This window comes from Streptomyces ureilyticus, assembly GCF_011045025.1.
Taxonomy (GTDB): domain Bacteria; phylum Actinomycetota; class Actinomycetes; order Streptomycetales; family Streptomycetaceae; genus Streptomyces; species Streptomyces ureilyticus.
Map to the genome: position 1 here is coordinate 1 of NZ_JAAKZX010000216.1, position 15,803 is coordinate 15,803.

At 69.3% G+C, this 15,803-nt stretch carries 14 protein-coding genes and 4 pseudogenes; 8 read left to right on the forward strand and 10 right to left on the reverse strand.

The genetic code is table 11. The annotated features are described in order from the left end of the window. The 4 genes and pseudogenes from G6048_RS39760 to G6048_RS39775 form a co-directional block, all read right to left on the reverse strand. Positions 1–80: pseudogene (locus tag G6048_RS39760) on the reverse strand (IS5/IS1182 family transposase); the annotation flags it as partial. A 12-nt stretch (positions 81–92) separates the two neighbouring features. Further along, positions 93–527 carry a cytidylyltransferase domain-containing protein gene (locus tag G6048_RS50415; protein WP_408056219.1) on the reverse strand — a complete coding sequence of 145 codons (435 nt, stop codon included), beginning with the start codon at positions 525–527 and terminating at the stop codon, positions 93–95. Beyond that, positions 440–640, reverse strand: a pseudogene (locus tag G6048_RS52110) (cytidylyltransferase domain-containing protein); the annotation flags it as partial. The gene G6048_RS50415 and the pseudogene G6048_RS52110, both read right to left, overlap by 88 nt. Further along, positions 640–1,296 (reverse strand): annotated as a pseudogene (locus G6048_RS39775) (NAD-dependent epimerase/dehydratase family protein); the annotation flags it as partial. The pseudogenes G6048_RS39775 and G6048_RS52110, both read right to left, overlap by 1 nt. 164 nt (positions 1,297–1,460) lie before the next feature. Here G6048_RS39775 and G6048_RS39780 point away from each other — a divergent pair. Then, positions 1,461–2,024, forward strand: coding sequence for a DinB family protein (locus G6048_RS39780; RefSeq protein WP_165344476.1), 564 nt, complete (start codon positions 1,461–1,463; stop codon positions 2,022–2,024). A gap of 310 nt (positions 2,025–2,334) precedes the next feature. After that, positions 2,335–3,304, forward strand: a pseudogene (locus G6048_RS39785) (RNA-guided endonuclease TnpB family protein). 590 nt (positions 3,305–3,894) lie between these two features. Here G6048_RS39785 and G6048_RS39790 read toward each other — a convergent pair. The 5 genes from G6048_RS39790 to G6048_RS39810 are packed head-to-tail and all read right to left on the reverse strand — an operon-like array spanning position 3,895 to position 7,839. Beyond that, on the reverse strand, positions 3,895–4,866 hold the full coding sequence (locus tag G6048_RS39790; protein ID WP_165344477.1) for a glycoside hydrolase family 113: 972 nt from the start codon (positions 4,864–4,866) through the stop codon (positions 3,895–3,897). Then, positions 4,860–5,915 (reverse strand): hypothetical protein, encoded by a 1,056-nt coding sequence (locus G6048_RS39795; protein WP_235990938.1) that lies wholly within the window; start codon positions 5,913–5,915, stop codon positions 4,860–4,862. The genes G6048_RS39790 and G6048_RS39795 overlap by 7 nt, the downstream gene beginning before the upstream one ends. Then, on the reverse strand, positions 5,912–6,232 hold the full coding sequence (locus G6048_RS39800; protein ID WP_235990939.1) for an SMP-30/gluconolactonase/LRE family protein: 321 nt from the start codon (positions 6,230–6,232) through the stop codon (positions 5,912–5,914). The genes G6048_RS39795 and G6048_RS39800 overlap by 4 nt, the downstream gene beginning before the upstream one ends. Positions 6,233–6,247: 15 nt before the next feature. Then, complete coding sequence (locus tag G6048_RS39805) at positions 6,248–7,168, reverse strand: sugar kinase (RefSeq protein ID WP_206342714.1); 921 nt, start codon at positions 7,166–7,168, stop codon at positions 6,248–6,250. 50 nt (positions 7,169–7,218) lie between these two features. Further along, the gene (locus G6048_RS39810; protein ID WP_165344478.1) at positions 7,219–7,839 is read right to left on the reverse strand and encodes a bifunctional 4-hydroxy-2-oxoglutarate aldolase/2-dehydro-3-deoxy-phosphogluconate aldolase; all 621 of its coding nucleotides are present in this window, start codon (positions 7,837–7,839) and stop codon (positions 7,219–7,221) included. 42 nt (positions 7,840–7,881) lie between these two features. On the opposite strand from G6048_RS39810, the gene G6048_RS39815 reads away from it, so the two are divergent. The 4 genes from G6048_RS39815 (at position 7,882) to G6048_RS39830 (ending at position 11,660) form a co-directional block, all read left to right on the forward strand. Further along, complete coding sequence (locus G6048_RS39815) at positions 7,882–8,025, forward strand: hypothetical protein (RefSeq protein WP_165344479.1); 144 nt, start codon at positions 7,882–7,884, stop codon at positions 8,023–8,025. A gap of 155 nt (positions 8,026–8,180) precedes the next feature. Then, positions 8,181–8,987 (forward strand): TIM barrel protein, encoded by an 807-nt coding sequence (locus G6048_RS39820; RefSeq protein WP_165344480.1) that lies wholly within the window; start codon positions 8,181–8,183, stop codon positions 8,985–8,987. 94 nt (positions 8,988–9,081) lie between these two features. Then, positions 9,082–10,137 (forward strand): Gfo/Idh/MocA family oxidoreductase, encoded by a 1,056-nt coding sequence (locus tag G6048_RS39825; protein WP_165344481.1) that lies wholly within the window; start codon positions 9,082–9,084, stop codon positions 10,135–10,137. Between the two features lie 482 nt (positions 10,138–10,619). Then, positions 10,620–11,660: a LacI family DNA-binding transcriptional regulator gene (locus tag G6048_RS39830; RefSeq protein ID WP_165344482.1), complete on the forward strand. Its 1,041-nt coding sequence runs from the start codon at positions 10,620–10,622 to the stop codon at positions 11,658–11,660. 79 nt (positions 11,661–11,739) lie between these two features. Here G6048_RS39830 and G6048_RS39835 read toward each other — a convergent pair whose 3' ends face one another. Next, positions 11,740–12,780 (reverse strand): glycoside hydrolase family 5 protein, encoded by a 1,041-nt coding sequence (locus tag G6048_RS39835; protein WP_165344483.1) that lies wholly within the window; start codon positions 12,778–12,780, stop codon positions 11,740–11,742. Positions 12,781–13,594: 814 nt separating this feature from the next. Here G6048_RS39835 and G6048_RS39840 point away from each other — a divergent pair. Together G6048_RS39840 and G6048_RS39845 are read left to right on the forward strand one after the other, a co-directional pair. After that, positions 13,595–14,806, forward strand: a complete 1,212-nt coding sequence (locus tag G6048_RS39840; RefSeq protein ID WP_165344484.1) for a glycoside hydrolase family 1 protein — start codon at positions 13,595–13,597, stop codon at positions 14,804–14,806. 29 nt (positions 14,807–14,835) lie between these two features. Continuing rightward, complete coding sequence (locus G6048_RS39845) at positions 14,836–15,657, forward strand: SDR family NAD(P)-dependent oxidoreductase (protein WP_165344485.1); 822 nt, start codon at positions 14,836–14,838, stop codon at positions 15,655–15,657. Positions 15,658–15,803 lie beyond the last annotated feature (146 nt).

Genomic DNA, 15,803 nt, shown 5'->3' on the forward strand with positions numbered 1-15,803 from the left:
AGCTTGCCGAACTGACGAGGGCTCAGCCCGGTGAACGGGGCTATCCAGGACGGCTCCGACGCCGTGATCACACCAGACACGACAAGATCATCTCACCCGTGACCAGCACTTACGGGACAGCCCTTAGGTCGGCCGTGCGCCCTTCGGATAGGGGATGGGTGGCGGGAGAAGGCAAGTGCTGTGCCGTTCTGACGAAGGGTCGCCTTGATCACGTTGTGGTCGATCACGGCGGCCGGAGAATCGACTTCGGTATACGCGTTCGCGACAGCATGCGTGGTTGTGGATGTCAGGAGTACGGCAGCGATCGCCTCGATGGCGGTCGGCGAGATGAAGGGTTCGTCGCCTTGGACATTGACGATGACGTCGGCCTCCAAGAACGCGGCACGCTCGGCCACCCGATCCGTTCCGGTGGGGTGGGGTGTTCGCCAGTCATCCGGTACGGGATGCCAGGACGTGTGCAGACGTCGGCTATCCGCTCGTCGTCCGTGGCTATGACCGTCTCGTCGATGCGCTCGGCGCTGAGGCACCGTTGGTACACGTGCAACAGCAGTGGCATTCCGGCCAGCATGGCCAGGGGTTTGCCGGGGAAGCGCGTTGAGCCATAGCGGCACGGGGTGACGGCGACGGCACGACGTGGCATCAGCCCGACTTCCTCAGGTGGCGGAGTTGCATTTTCATGCCGTCCACAAGCGGGACTTCCGGCTTCCAGCCGAGCAACTCACGGGCCTGCGGGATATCGGCGAGTGTGGCCGGGGCGTCGCCGGCCGCAGCTGCGGACCGTACGACGGGCACCGGGCGGCCGGTGAGCTGGTGGGCGACGTCGAGTACGTCGGCGATGGACCTGCTCGTCCCGCCACCCACGTTGATCACGGTGTTGGCTATGGGGGCCAGGGCTGCCGCGATGGTGACGCGTACGGCGTCGTCGACGTAGGTGAAGTCCCGCTGCTGGTGGCCGTTGCCGAACAGGCGCAGTGGGGTCTGGCCAAGAGCCGAGGTCAGGACGCGGTGGATCAGCATGTCGGGGCGTTGACGTGGGCCGTACACGGTGGAGTAGCGGAGGACGATGACACTGGCTGCCGCTCCGGGACGGGCCGCGTGCGCCAGGCACAGTTGCTCGGCGGCGAGTTGTGTGACGGCGTAGGGCGAGAGCGGGCCGGGGCGGTCGGTCTCCAGGCTTGGCGAACCGTCGGTCGCTCCGTACACGCTGGCTGAGGAAGCGAGGACGACCCGCCGGACGCGGAGGCGGGATGCCGTGTCCATGACGCGCTGCACGGTCTTGATGTTCGCAGCGAGATACGTGTCGAATCTCCGCCCTCAGGAAGGGCGTACGCCTGGGATGGCGGCGAGGTGAAAGACCGCGTCGGCGTCGAGCGGCGGCGCGGCCCGAAGGGTACATCAGCCCCCGGCGACATCTCCCTATGCAGTCGCAGCCAGATTTTTGCTGTATGTAGTGTGCGGAAATGACAAGAAGCGAGCGAATCGCGGACCAGCTGGACCGGCACTGGCACAAGAATCTGCGGCCGCGGCTGCACGGTCTTGCCGATGAGGAGTACTTCTGGGAGCCGGTGCGCGGCTGCTGGAGCATCCGCCCACGTGGCACGTCAGCCGCACCGATGTCGGCAGGTTCGGGGGAATGGACGATGGACTCCGCGTCCCCTGACCCGGTGCCGGCGCCGGTGACCACGATTGCCTGGCGGCTGGCGCACATCATCGTCTCCTGCCTGGGCTATCGGGTCGGATGGCACTTCGGCCGCCAGGACGTCGACTCCCAGACATTCGCCTACGCGGGGACCGCTGACGAGGCGCTAAAACAGCTCGATGAGATGTATGGGAGATGGAACGCGGGGGTCCGCGAGCTCTCGGACGCCGACCTGGAGAATCCACCCACGGTGGGTCCCGAGCGGTTTCCCATGGAGGGCATCGTCCTGCACGTCAACAGGGAGCTGATCCATCACGGCGCCGAGATTTCCCTGCTGCGCGACCTCTACCGCTGGCAGGACGGAGCCGTACCGCGCCGAATATGACTTTCCGGTAACCGGCGATCGAGCTTCGGAAACCGACGTGGACTCCGTGACACTCCGTGGCTGCGAGCTTCAGTGAAGCTTCATTTGGTTCTCGATCTGACGGTCAGATTCCCGCTGTACCTGCCCAGAACGCAGCGGCTCCAGGATCGCTTCATCGGGATTCCTCCGTGGATACCCCCGCCTTCAGACGGGGGAGGAAACGGACTCCTGCGGAGCAGGGCAAGGAGAGCCGATTCGCCTCCTGGGCGGATCGGCGTCCACCATCAACCACCCGCACGAGTTCACGAGTTGAGGTGCTAGTTTGTGAGCCATGGCCACTCACGTGAAGCGGGCCTTCAAGTACCGCTTCTATCCGACCGATGCGCAGGCAGCCGAGCTGTCGCGCACCTTCGGATGCGTGCGCAAGGTCTACAACATGGCCCTCGCCGCCCGAACTGAGGCGTGGGCCAGGCAGGAACGGGTCAACTACAACCAGACCTCGGCCCTGCTGACGGCGTGGAAGAAGACCGAGGAACTGGCCTACCTCAACGAGGTCTCCTCGGTCCCGCTGCAGCAGGCACTGCGGCACCTGCAGAGCGCCTTCGCGAAATTCTTCGCCAAACGCGCCAAGTACCCCCGCTTCAAGGCGAAGAAGACCTCCCGGGCGAGCGCGGAGTACACCTCGTCGGCTTTCCGGTTCCGCGACGAAGATCGCCAACCCGCGACACGAGCGCCGCGACCGCGAGCGCCTGGCCAAGGCTCAGCGGGAGCTGTCCCGCAAAGCCAAGGGCGAGGGCGCCAACCGGCGCAAGGCCCGCCAGAAGGTCGCCAAGATCCACGCCCGGATCGCCGACCGCAGGCGCGATGTGCTGCACAAGCTGACCACTCGACTCGTGCGTGAAAACCAAACGCTCGTGATCGAGGACCTGACCGTACGCAACATGGTCAAAAACCGGAGCCTGGCCCGCGCCATCAGTGATGCCGCGTGGGCCCAGTTCCGGAGCATGCTGGAGTACAAGGCCGCCTGGTACGGGCGGGAAGTCATCGCGGTGGACCGCTTCTTCCCCTCCTCCAAGCTGTGCTCGACCTGCGGCAGCCTCGCTGAGGCGATGCCGCTGGGCGTCCGTACCTGGACGTGCGGCAGTTGCGGCACGGCCCATGACCGGGACGTGAACGCCGCTGAGAACCTTCTGGCCGCCGGGCTGGCGGTGTCTGTCTGTGGAGCCGGTGTAAGACCTCAACGGAGAACTCCGGGCGGGCAGTCGGCGGTGAAGCAGAAAACCCCACGGCGCGAGCCGTAGGAATCCCCCTCGTTCACGAGGGGGAGGAAGTCAAACAGCGGATCCTGTCCGGCGGGCTGAAGCTCGCTCAGCCGGCAGGCGGCCACCTCTACTTCGTCCGGCTTCGTGTCGCCGGTGAGGTGCGCGGCGTTGTAGGAGGCGCTGCCCAGCCGGTCCAGGAGCTGGATGCGGTCTGTGTCCGAGCGTTGGCACACCTCTGGTTCGCGGGCGACGAACAGAGGTGAGCGGGATGGACAGGGCGGCCCGCAGGTGTCCGAGCGTGGGTTCCCCGCACAGCCGGGTCACGTCGGCGGCGGCAGTCCATGACTACGGCCCGCGGCACCACGCAGGCCAAGCCCCCGCGGCAGATCCGCCTGGAGGGCGCCTCCTACACGTACCCGAACAAAGACACGTGGCTCTGTAAGTGGGTGGGAGCGAGCAGCGTTTGTCGGCGGCTGTGGCCAACACTCAGCGATCACAGGGTGTGAAAATCTCGACGCGAAGCAGCAACGCTGGTGCTCCAGATGCCGTGCACGGTTGGCCTTGGATCCACGTCGCTGGTTTGAGGTGCGGGGTTCGGTGCCGGATGCCTGGCCGCTGATCTCACGCGGTCATTCCGCCACGGCTATGTCGCCGTAGCGCCGCGCGACCTCGTGGAATGCCTCCTTGGGTTTGCACGCACCTGCGCCGGTCACCGCCATGACCCCGAAGCCGGCCTTGTCGAGGTCGAGACGAGGGTCGTCGTGATGCGGGAAGTCGGGCATGGCGAAGGTGAAGACGAAGCAGCCGTGCACGCCCTCCGTGTCGTACTGGTCGATGAGTTCACCGAGATAGCGGGCCTGGACGGCCTCGTTGCGGGGGTGGTCGCCGCGGATGCGTGGGGGTGTGGCGAACCAGTTGACGATCCAGAAGGCACCGGCTCCCCGCTGGTCGGCTCCGGTGAAGGCACCGCACCCGAACTCGGTGATGACGACGGGCTTGTCGTGGTCGCGAACCAGGCTGCGCAGGCGGTCGATGTAGGTGGGGTGGTTACGGCCGGAGCGGTAGAGGCTGACGCCGACCAGGTCGAACAGCGACCAGTCGACGTGTTCCCACCCGGCCGCGGAGTAGGTGACCGGCCCGCCGAAGCGGCGCCGCGCGGTGGTCACGGCGGTGGTGAGCAGCTGGTGGAGCCGCCGGTCGATCCTGCGCCGCAGCACGCGGTGGAAACGCACGATGAGCTTCAGGCGCAGGAACGACCGAGGTCCGGGGACGATGCCGGGCACGGTGTGGGAGAACTCGCTTCCGACCAGGAGCGTCACCCGGTCCGGGTGTTCCAGGCGAAGTTCTTCGGCCGCCTCGGCGACGGCGTCCAGGTGCTCCAGGAGCTTCGGCTGCGGCAGTTCGGGAACGCTGGGCCGGATGTAGACGCCGAGACCGGTCTCGAGGGCGGTGCGGGCGGCATCGATCAACCGCTTCCCGTCGCCGCCGATGAGCATCACCGTGGTGCAATGCAGATTCCGGGCGATGACCTCCAGGTCCCGCCGCACATCATCGGTGCTCGCCTCGCCGACCAGGTAGGAGATGCCGCGGACGGTCAGCATGCGCTCGGCTCCCCTCGACGCAGACGGTGGGCGGCCATGAGGAGAAGGGCGACAACACCACCGAGCATCGCGGCGTTCACCGCGTACTTCACCGTGCCGTCCACGTTGCCGCCGAGCGGTTCGACCAGGAAGGACAGCCCGGCACGGACGACGAGAGCACTGCCCGCAGCGGCCAGTACGTGCCGACGGCCCCAGCCCTGGCGGCGCGACCAACGCAGCAGCAGCCAACCGAGTACGACCATGGCGACCGCGTTCACCGTTACCCCCGTCCAGTTCGTCGGCAGCAGCTGATTGACACCCCATGCGACCCCTGTGACACCGCCGACCAGCCACCCCGACGGCGCCTTCGCACACGACTGGGCCCTCGTAGGCCGAACGATGAAGGCGGTGACGATCAAGGCGCTGGCAACCACGGCCGCGCCGATCAGCTGCGCCGGGCCGGCGGTGGAGTCCGCTGCCGTGTCGTTGAAGACCAACAGAGCGCTCAGCGCCCACAGCAGCACCAGGACGCCGACGCCGACCGTGCCCAGCCACCCCCGGTTCGCGATGCGCGGGGCACAGGATTCGACCACCGCGATCGGAGCGGCGAAACTCCAGATCACATGCCCTCCGACGTAGTTCAGTATGCTCGCCGCATCGACCCCCAGGCCCGGGATGAGGGTGACCAGCGCCTGGGTCGCCCAGTCGGGGTCATCGGCGTCGACCTCATTGTCGAACAGGCTCTGATCGATCAAGCCGGCCTGGATCACCCCGAAGGCCGCGCTCAACAGCAGGATCGTCGGCCAGCCGCGACCGGTGCGCCGAGTGATCTCGCGAATGAGCACCGCGACGGTTCCATAGAGCGGCGCGAGGATGAGCAGGCCCGCCAGCAGTTCCAAGGGCCGACCTGTGCTTTCGCCGTAGCCAACGAGGTACTCCGCGCTGATCGGAGACAACACCAGCAGGCCGGCCACCGCCGCCCAACGGTGCCGAAACCGCGGAAGTGCGGTAGGAGCGGATACGGCGGGCATCAGGAAGCGGCCGACGGGGTCGGGAACGTCGTCGTTCATGGGGCTGGGGAGCGGGGTGCGGTCCTCAGGGTGGCCAGCCATTGGGGTGGGCCGTCGGCGGTGAGTAGCGCGATGCCGGTGCCCGCGGCGGCGATCCACGCGTCCGGCCGGTCGTCCACCGGCGCGACCGCGCCCAACGGCGCGTCGAGTTCGGCCAGTTGGCGTGGGGCCGCCGTTCCGGCGTCGTCGCGCAGTTCGACGAGCCGGCCGCTGAGGATGTCGACGTACACGTACCGGCCGTCGAACCAGCGGCCGCCCTCGGCGAGTTCGTACCCTCCGTCCACGACGAGCACCGTCGGCACTGCCGTGGGTGTCATGGTCAGTCTCCTGGTTCAGCGGATGGTCGTACCGTCTGGCTGGTCGAACAGGCCGAGTTCGTCCTGCGTCGGGAGGCCCTCCCAGTCGCCCCGCGTGGCGACGGCGAAGGCCGCGGTGGTGACGGCTCGGTGCAGTCGGGCCGGGGTGTCCGTGCCGCCCAGGAGTCCGGACAGGTATCCGGCCACGAAGGCGTCGCCGGCGCCGACCAGATCGACGGCGTCGACCTGTCGCGCCGCGCAGTCGGTTGCCCCGTCGGCGGTGAAGCTTGTCGCGCCGCGTGCGCCACGCTTGATGACCACCTCTCCGACGCCTGCGGCCAGGAGGCTCTGCACGGCCTCCGACTCATCCGCGTCGGGCCGTTCCAGTAGCAGCGGCAGCTCGTCCTCGGAGGCGATGAGCAGGTCGGTGTGGGCCGTCATCGGCCGGAGGACGGTGCGGGCGCGGTCAGCGGTCCACAGCCGGGAGCGGTAGTTGACGTCGAGGCATACGGTGATGCCGGCGTCGCGGGCTTTCGTGGCAGCGGTGAGGACGGCCTCGGCCGCCGACGGACTGAGCGCGGGCGTGATGCCGGTCAGATGCAGGACGCGGGCTCCCGAGGCCAGTGCCGGCAGTACGTCGGCCGGTGACACGGCCGAACCCGCCGAACCGGCACGGTAATAGCTGACCCTGGTCAGGGTGCCCAGGCGGGGTTCGGTCAGCAGCAGCCCCGTGGGCCGGCCGGTGTCGTCGGTGACCGCGTATGTGGTGTCGATGCCTTCGGCGCGGAGCGTGCGCAGGACCAGTGCGCCGAGTTCGTCCGCACCGACCCGGCCGGCCCAGCGCACCCGGTGCCCGAGCCTGGCGAGACCGATCGCGACGTTGGACTCGGCTCCCGCCACGGACAGGCCGAGACTGCCGCCGAGCCGCAGCGCGCCGTGGGCCCGCATGGCCGCCATCGTCTCGCCGAAGGTCACCACGTCGGGCGACGCCTGGCGGTCCGCTGTCGTCACGGCGTCTCCCCCGCGGCCACCCTGCGGAACTCGGCCGCGCGGGCGCGGAGTTGGGCCAGGTCTCCGCCGTCGGCGGCGTCCCCGACGAGTGGGGATCCGACGCCGACGGCGATGGCACCGAAGTCCAGGTACGCGCGGGCGGCCTGTGCGTCCACTCCGCCGACGGGCACGAAGGGCACGTCGGGGAAGGGGTCGCGCAGGGCCCGCAGATAGCCGGGGCCGCCGAGGGAGCCGGGGAAGAGTTTGATCGCGTCGGCGCCCCGTGCGAGGGCGACTTCGATCTCGCTCGGTGTCAGCGCGCCCATCAGCACGGGTACGCCGTACGGCTCCAGCCCGTCGACCAGTGCCGGGGTGACGAGGTACGAGGCTCCGGCGTCCACTGCGCGGGCGGCGTCCGCGGCCGACCGGGCGGTTCCGGCGCCGAGGAGTGCGTCGGGGCCCAGTTCGGTGCGGGCCTGCCCGATCACGGAGAGGGCGTCGGCGGTGGTCAGCGAGACCTCGATGGCCGCGATGCCCTCTTCGGCGAGGGTGCGTACGGTGCGCAATGCCGCGGCGGGGTCCTTGCCGCGCACGATCGCGAGCAGGCGGTGGGTTCGGAGCGATTCCACCAGGTTCATAGGCACAGGTTCTCCTTGGGCGTGGGGTGCGGTGGCTCTACGGTGACTCACCATTCGGTGAACGCGCCGTCGGCGGCCGACCACAATCCCGAGCTCTACCAGCTCACGGTGAGCGGCGCGTTCCTCTCGATCCTCCCGCTGGTCGCCGCGTTGCTCGTCCTGGGCGCTTTTGGCGTTCCGGTTTGACGCAGGGCAGCGTCAAGGGCCGATCATCTCGCGACTAGAACGTTACACCTCCTGTGTCCGACGGGCACTTGACAGAGCCCTGCGGCGGCTGGCGTACTGCTGAGAGGATATAGAACGTTCTAGTTCTCCGGGTGTCCGGAGAGAGGAGAGCCGCGATGCGAGCCGCGACGTACGCACTGGCGGTCTGCGCGGAGATGGTCTTCCGTGATCTGCCGATCGAGGAGCGGGCCCGGCGCATTCACGAGGCCGGCTTCCAGGTCGAGATCTGGGACTGGACGAAGCACGATCTCGACGCCCTCGCCCGGACTCCCGCCGAGTTCGTCTCCATGACGGGGTACGTGAGCGGCAGCCTCACCGATGAGGACGGCGCCGCCGAACTGCTGCGCACGGCCGAGGAGTCACTCAAGGCCGCCGAGCACCTGGGCTGCCCCCGGCTGAACCTCCACGGAACCGGGCTGGACGGCCAGGGGCTGCCCGTGGTGCCGGTGTCCGGGGAACCCAGCGGCGCGATGTGGATGGCCGCGCAGCGCACTCTCACGCGGATCGCCGAGCTCGGCGAGAGCGCCGGGGTCACCTTCACCCTGGAGAACCTGAACACCGCGGTCGACCACCCGGGCGTGCCCTTCGCGAAGGCCGCCGACACCCTCGCGCTGGTCGCCGCCGTGAACCGGCCGGGGCTGCGCATGAACCTGGACCTGTACCACGCCCAGATCGGCGAGGGGAACCTGATCGAGCTGGTCCGCAGCGCCCACGGCGCGGGACTCATCGGGGAGATCCAGGTGGCGGACGTACCAGGCCGCTGCGAACCCGGTACCGGGGAGATCAACTACCCGGCCATCGCCCGGACTCTGGCGGACATCGGTTACGAGGGCACCGTCGCCATGGAGGCATGGGCCTCCGGCGACAGCAACAGCAACAGCGAGGCCGCGCTGGAGCGCTTCCGGGCCGCCTTCACCCTCTGACCGGAACGTACGCGGGACATCCGCCCGCCCAGCACCCACGCTCAACGGCAATCGCCACCACCCAAGCCACGACGCATATCACGGAGCACATGCCATGACCTCCCTCCAGTCCCTCGCGGTCGGCCTCATCGGCGCCGGACGCATGGGCTCCTTCCACGCCGAGGCCCTGGCCCGCCGCCTGCCCGGTGTGCGGCTGGCCGCCATCGCCGATCCCGCGCCCGGCGCCGCCCAGGCGCTGGCCGCGCGCCTTGACTGCTCCAAGGCGTACGCGGAGATCGGTGACCTGCTCGCCGACCCGGAAATCGAGGCGGTCGTGATCGTCACTCCGGCCCGCAGCCATGCCGGTCTGGTCGAGGCGGCGGCGCGGGCCGGCAAGGCGGTCTTCTGCGAGAAGCCGATGGCCATCACCCTTGACGAGGCCGACCGCGCCATCGCCGCCGCGCGCGAAGCGGACGTAGCCCTCCAGGTGGGCTTCAACCGCCGCTTCGACCCGGGCTTCCACGCCGCCCACGAGAAGATCACCGCCGGAGACGTCGGCACCCCGCAACTGCTGCGCTCCCTCACCCGCGACCCCAAGCTGCACGACCCGTCCCGCATCCCGCCGTGGACGATCTTCCTGGAGACACTCATCCACGACTTCGACCTCCTGCGCCACCTCAACCCCGGATCAGAGCCCGTCGAGGTGTTCGCGATGGCCGACGCCGTGGTCCGGCCCGACTTCAAGGACCAAGGGCTGCTCGACACCGCCGTGGTGACGATCCGTTTCGACAACGGCGCCATCGCCACCGCGGAGGCCAACTTCCAAGCGGTGTACGGCTATGACGTCCGCGCCGAGGTCCTCGGCTCGAACGGCATGCTCACCATGGGCGACCTCCGCCGCACCCATCTCACGGCATACGGCCCGGCCGGGGCGGCCGCCGAGTGCGTCACGTACGACCAGGACCTCTTCCGCACGGCCTACGTCGCCGAATTGGCCGAATTCACCGACAGCGTCCGCGACAAGCGCACCCCGTCGGTGACCGGTGAGGACGCGCGGGCCGCGCTCGGCATCGCACTCGCCGCGATCGGATCCATCGCGACGGGCGGCGCCGTCCGCGTGGGTGCCCTCCGGGAGAGCCCCGCGGCCGTGCAGTTGGTGTCGTCGCACTGAGCGCACGCGGTCTTGTCCGGAGCGGCGGCGCCGCTCGCCCACGCGGCTGGTCGCCGAGGCCGCCGCGCTCAGGCCGGCGGCGGCAGCAGTTGCATCCTTGGCAGCCTGAAGGCGAATGAGCAACGTCGCGGCTCGGGGCGGGCATTGAGTTACGGACGAGACCGGCAGCAGCCCCGGATGTGATTCCCCCCGTCGGCCACGACTGCCTTCCGCGCGATCCCTATCGGCAGTGGCGCAGCCGAGCCGGTCGCACCCGGCTCCGCGCGGCGTCCGGGGCAGGAGGCGGCAAAGGTGGCATGCCGGGAGCCGGGAGCCGGTGGGTGAGGGCCCGGGCGCGCAGCCATCCCATCCATCCGGCGCCGGTGCATACCGGAGACGAGAGGCTGCTTCACCGGCCACGGGCTGCACTCCCCCGCCGCGACATGAGGCTAGAACGTTTTACAATCGACGCCCAGTAGACGAGCCCGACCAGGGAGGACAGAGTGTCGGCGAGCTCAGGAGTCCCCGACGGTAGGCGGCCGACGCTCGCGGACGTGGCGGCGCGGGCGGGGGTGTCCACGGCGCTGGTCTCTATCGTGATGCGCGAGGCGAAGGGCGCGAGCGCGGCCACCCGCGAGCGCGTCCTTCAGGCCGCGCGGGATATCGGTTACCGTCCGGACGCCCGGGCGCGGCTGCTGCGCAGCCAGCGTTCCCGGCTGCTCGGGGTGCAGTTCGGCCTCCAGCATCCGTTTCACACCGACCTGGTGGAGGGCCTCTACGCGGCGGCCGAACCGGCCGGCTATCAGATCGCGCTGAGCGCCGTGGCCGCCGGGCGCGGCGAGCAGCGCGCCGTCGAGACGCTGCTCGACGACCGCTGCGAGGCGCTGATCCTGCTCGGCCCGCAGGCCCCGGCCGCGCGGTTGGCAGAGCTGGCCGGGCAGGTGCCGGTCGTCTCCGTGGCCCGGCGGCTACGGCCGTCCATCCCGGGCCTGGAGGTCGTACGGACCGCCGACGACAAGGGCGCCCGGCAGGCGGTGGACCACCTGGTCGAGCTGGGCCACCGCGACATCGCCCACATCGACGGCGGTCGCGCACCGGGTGCGGCCGACCGGCGCCGCGGCTACCGCACCGCCATGAACCGCCACGGCCTGGCCGAACACATCCGCATCGTCCCTGGCGGGCTCACCGAGGAGGACGGTGCCGATGCCGCCCGCGCCCTGTCGGCCGACCGCCCGCGGCCCACCGCCGTACTGGCCTTCAACGACCGCTGCGCCACCGGTGTTCTCGACGTCTTCCTCCGCTGCGGCATCGCGGTCCCCGACGACATCTCCGTCGTCGGCTTCGACGACAGCCACCTGGCCCGCCTGGCCCACATCGACCTCACCACCGTCGGTCAGGACATCCCCCGCCTCGCCCAACTCGCGGTCGGCCGGGCCATCGCACGCCTCGAGGCCGATGAGACCGCAGACGAGACCGTCGCCGTCGGGGAACAGGTCATCGCGCCCCACCTCGTCGTCCGGAGTACGACTGCCCCGCCCCGCTGAACGCCGTTGTGCCCCTGCCGGGTTCAGCTGCCCTGAGGCGCCGACCCCGGAAAGGGACACCACGGCTATCCCACCGCTGTTACTTCTTCCAGGCCCAGTGCAGGCGGTCGAGCCCGCTCTGGTTGTTCACCGTCAGGCTGAGCTTGGTGCCCGTGCCCTGGAGGGTGGTGAGGGAGTAGGTGTCACCGTTGCGCAGGCCGGGCCAGTAGACCGAGCCCAGGCCCATCTCCCGGATGATGTCGGTCGCGGCCTGGATGTAGGCGACCTCGTGGGAGCCGTTGACCGGGCCGTTGTAGTCCAGGCCGGTGGTCATGGAAGCGCCGAACTCGTCGAGGATGGTGCGCGAGGCGCAGTCGCCGATGCGCTCCTTGAAGTCGGCCTTCCACTGGTCGACGCTGGTCCAGTCGGTGTGCCAGAAGCCGTAGTTGTGCAGGGCGATGCGCGTGCCGTTGAGGCGCGGGTCGGCGCACACCGGCTTGACGTCCTCGCTGTACTTGTACCCTCCGATCACCATCCGGTCGCGGGGCACCTTGCGGTGTGTGGTCACCCACTTCGCGGCGATGTCGGTCCACTCCTGGGCGGTGTAGCCGAACGGCTCGTTCATCGGCTCGAAGTACACCTTGGAGTTGCGGCCGTAGGCGGAAGTGATCCGCGCCCACATCCGGTCCCAGGAGGCCTGGTTGTCGATCTTGCCGTCCTTGGCGTTGTCGGCCTCCCAGTAGCCCAGGATGACCTTGAAGCCCTTGGCGGTGGCGGCGTCGATCGCGCCACGGTACGACTTCCAGAAGGGGCCGTTCACGGAGCTGGGGTTGACCGGGAGCCGGACCGTGTTGGCGCCGAGCTTGGAGAACCCGCCGATGATCGCCCGGGACTTGGCGTAGGTCGTGGCGTAGCTGTCGGAGGTGGACAGGCCCGAGGGTACGACCGCGTCGTGGGCGAAGTTGTCGCGCGGGTCGGCCCAGTTGACGCCTTGGAACGCGCTGACAGGCGGCGGCGAGGCGTGGCCGGAGGTGGCTGCGGAATCGGCGGACGCGGGGGATGCGAGGGCTCCGCAGAATGCCGTGGCGCCGGCCAGCAACGCCCCCAGGCAAGCTGTCCCGCGATGGTTCTTTCGTGGCACGACATCCCTTTCTGTGCAGTTGTGTCCGCGAAACCTTGACTGCAGGCCGGCGGCTCTGTGGCTCCCGCAAAGTAGAAGAGATCTCGAACAGAGGTCAACACACCTGCACACCAAATTTCATCAAGAACACAGGATCACAAGCTGCCCACGGCTCCCGCCCCGCCACGACGAGGAGCCGCAGCTGACCGTTCCTGCCTGATGCCGCCGCGCTCGCCGCCGCGGCGCTGGGCGCGGCGGCGAGCGGGAGAGAGGCCCCGGCTGCCACGCCGTCAGGATGCCGAGCATGTGTCGGCGGCTCAACGCACTTCTGTACTCCTCGGCCACGGCTCAGATTCCTTTCGTATGCGCTCCGCGCTGGAGCAGTGGTTCCCAGATAACGCTCTGATCACGAAGTCGAACGGCGGCCTTCCATGCCCTTGCACTCCCGGTCTATGTTCCCATCGAAAACCAACCACTTGGTAATGGTTGGTGCTCATCTCCCCACGTACCACCACCGGCGCACTCACGGAGGCCTCAACCCATTCCTCTCCGGCGAAGGAATCCATCCATTGCGCATGCACCGGCAGCACCCCCCCCCCCCGTCGCGGCTCATCGGCTGCGAGGCCCCGGCTCGATGCCCCCCGCACGTACTCCGTCCGTCGATCTCCGGCACCACCGCGCCGTCCGGCACACCCGCCATCGCGTGAACTCCGCTTCCCGAGCGGCGTGCCCGGACAACACGCTCTTCGCGCAGCGGCGCTGCCCACCGCACCCGTAAGACCCGCAACAGCGCCGTCCGGAGCGCCACCACCGACATTCAGGAAGGCAGTCAACGATGACCGAATTCCCTCCCGGGTTCCTCTGGGGAGCCTCCACCGCGCCGCACCAGATCGAGGGCAACAACCTCAACAGCGACTTCTGGGCGAGCGAGGGGCGCACGCCCGGCATGGAGCGCAGTGGCGACGCCTGCGACAGCTACCACCGGTACCGCGAGGACATGCAGCTGCTCGCCGACGCCGGCCTCAACGCGTACCGCTTCGGCATCGAGTGGGCACGGATCGAGCCGGTCCCCGGGATGATCTCGCGGGCCGAACTCGCCCACTACCGGCGCATGATCGAGACCGCCTTCGAACTCGGCCTCACGCCCGTCGTGACCCTGCACCACTTCACCAGCCCGCTCTGGTTCACCCAGGAAGGCGGCTGGCTCGGCGACCGCGCCGTCGAGCGGTTCCGGGCATACGCCGAGGCGGTTACCCCTATCCTCGACGGCGTCGAGTGGGTCGTCACCATGAACGAGCCGAACATGCTGGCCATCATGGTCGGCATGGCACGGGCGTTGCAGGACGACCCGCACGCGGCTGACCCGTGGATGAGCCCCACCCTCGACAACGAGAGTCCGCGGCCGAAGACGCCGGCCCCGGATGTGAAGATCGGCGAACGGCTGGTCGGGGCGCACCACGCCGTCCGGGACCTGCTGCGCGAGCGCACCGGCGCCAAGGTCGGCTGGACGGTCGCCAACCGCGCCTTCGTCGCCCGCCCGGGGGCCGAGGAGAAGAAGCGGGAGCGTGAGTACGTCTGGGAGGACCTCTACCTGGAGGGGTCACGCGGCGACGACTTCGTGGGCGTGCAGTCGTACTCCAGCCAGTGGGTCGGCCCGGACGGCATCGAGCCCCACCCGCAGCACCCGGACAACACACTCGTCGGAACCGCCTACCGGCCCGACGCGCTGGCCATCGCCGTACGGCACACCGCCGAGGTCACCGGCGGCATGCCGATCCTGGTCACCGAGAACGGCATCGCCACCGGCGACGACACCCGCCGGATCGCCTACACCACCGAGGCCCTGAAGCACCTTCAGGCGGCGATCGCCGACGGCGACGGCGCCGATGTACGTGGCTACCTGCACTGGAGCCTCCTGGACAACTACGAGTGGGGCCACTGGGCGCCGACGTTCGGACTGGTCGAGGTCGACCGCGAGACGTTCGAGCGCCGCCCCAAGCCCAGCCTCGCCTGGCTGGGCGAGACCGCCCGTCGCGGGCTCAACTGACCGCCCCGCCACCGGAAGGACAACACATCGTGCAGATATCCGTACCCGACGTCTCGTCCCAGTCCCTGGCCGAACTCGTCTCGCTCAGCGGGCGGCGGGCCGTCGTGACCGGCGCGGGCCGCGGACTGGGCCGGGCCATCGCCGAGCGCATGGTCGAAGCGGGCGCGGACGTGCTCGTCGCCGACATCGAGCAGGAGCTCGCCACTGCCGTCGCCAAGGGTCTCAACGCCCGCCGCCCGGGCTGCGCGGTGGGCGCCCACGTGGACGTCACCGACGCCAGAAGCGTCGTCGGGGCCGCCGACCTCGCGGTCCGGGAGCTCGGCGGGGTCGACATCTGGGTCAACAACGCCGGGATCTTCCCCAGCGTTCCCGCGCTTGAGATGTCCGGGACGACCTGGGACGAGGTGTTCGCCGTGAACGCGCGCGGTGTCTTCCTCGGCTCCCGGGAGGCCGCACGCCGGATGCGTGAGGCCGGTAGCGGCGGCGTCATCGTCAACGTCGTCTCCACGGCCGGGTTTCGCGGTACGGCCCCGGGGCTCGCCGCTTACGTCGGCTCCAAGCACGCGGTGCGCGGCATCATCCGGCAACTCGCTCTCGAATTCGCTCCGTTCGGTATTCGGGTCCTGGGCGTCGCACCGACGTACGTGCCGACCGAGGGGAACATGGCGGCAGCCGCCGAGGCCGGAGTCTCTCTGGACGCCGAGTCGCTCATGTCCGTGATGAAGCCCGGCCCGCTCGGACGGCTCGGCGTCCCTGACGACATCGCCCGTGTGGTGCTGTTCTGCGCGAGCGACCTCTCGGCCTTCATGACGGGGAGCACGCTCCTCGCCGACGCCGGCGAAACGATCTGAGTCCCGGCAGCCGCGACGCGGCCCTGCCACCCCCCATCTTCCTCCCGGCCACTGCCCCGCAACGACGCGTACGGGCCCCACGCTCCCTTATACACATCTGATGCTGCCGACGACCTGGTTGGTGTAGAGCTCCGCGGTTGTCGCAT

Bases quoted from the DNA above. Each gene is read 5' to 3' on its own strand.
- G6048_RS39780 (WP_165344476.1), top strand. From the start codon at position 1,461: ATGACAAGAAGCGAGCGAATCGCGGACCAGCTGGACCGGCACTGGCAC.
- G6048_RS39820 (WP_165344480.1), top strand. From the start codon at position 8,181: ATGCGAGCCGCGACGTACGCACTGGCGGTCTGCGCGGAGATGGTCTTC.
- G6048_RS39790 (WP_165344477.1), bottom strand. From the start codon at position 4,866: ATGCTGACCGTCCGCGGCATCTCCTACCTGGTCGGCGAGGCGAGCACC.
- G6048_RS39840 (WP_165344484.1), top strand. From the start codon at position 13,595: ATGACCGAATTCCCTCCCGGGTTCCTCTGGGGAGCCTCCACCGCGCCG.
- G6048_RS39800 (WP_235990939.1), bottom strand. From the start codon at position 6,232: ATGACACCCACGGCAGTGCCGACGGTGCTCGTCGTGGACGGAGGGTAC.
- G6048_RS39795 (WP_235990938.1), bottom strand. From the start codon at position 5,915: ATGAACGACGACGTTCCCGACCCCGTCGGCCGCTTCCTGATGCCCGCC.
- G6048_RS39805 (WP_206342714.1), bottom strand. From the start codon at position 7,168: ATGGCGGCCATGCGGGCCCACGGCGCGCTGCGGCTCGGCGGCAGTCTC.
- G6048_RS39825 (WP_165344481.1), top strand. From the start codon at position 9,082: ATGACCTCCCTCCAGTCCCTCGCGGTCGGCCTCATCGGCGCCGGACGC.
- G6048_RS39810 (WP_165344478.1), bottom strand. From the start codon at position 7,839: ATGAACCTGGTGGAATCGCTCCGAACCCACCGCCTGCTCGCGATCGTG.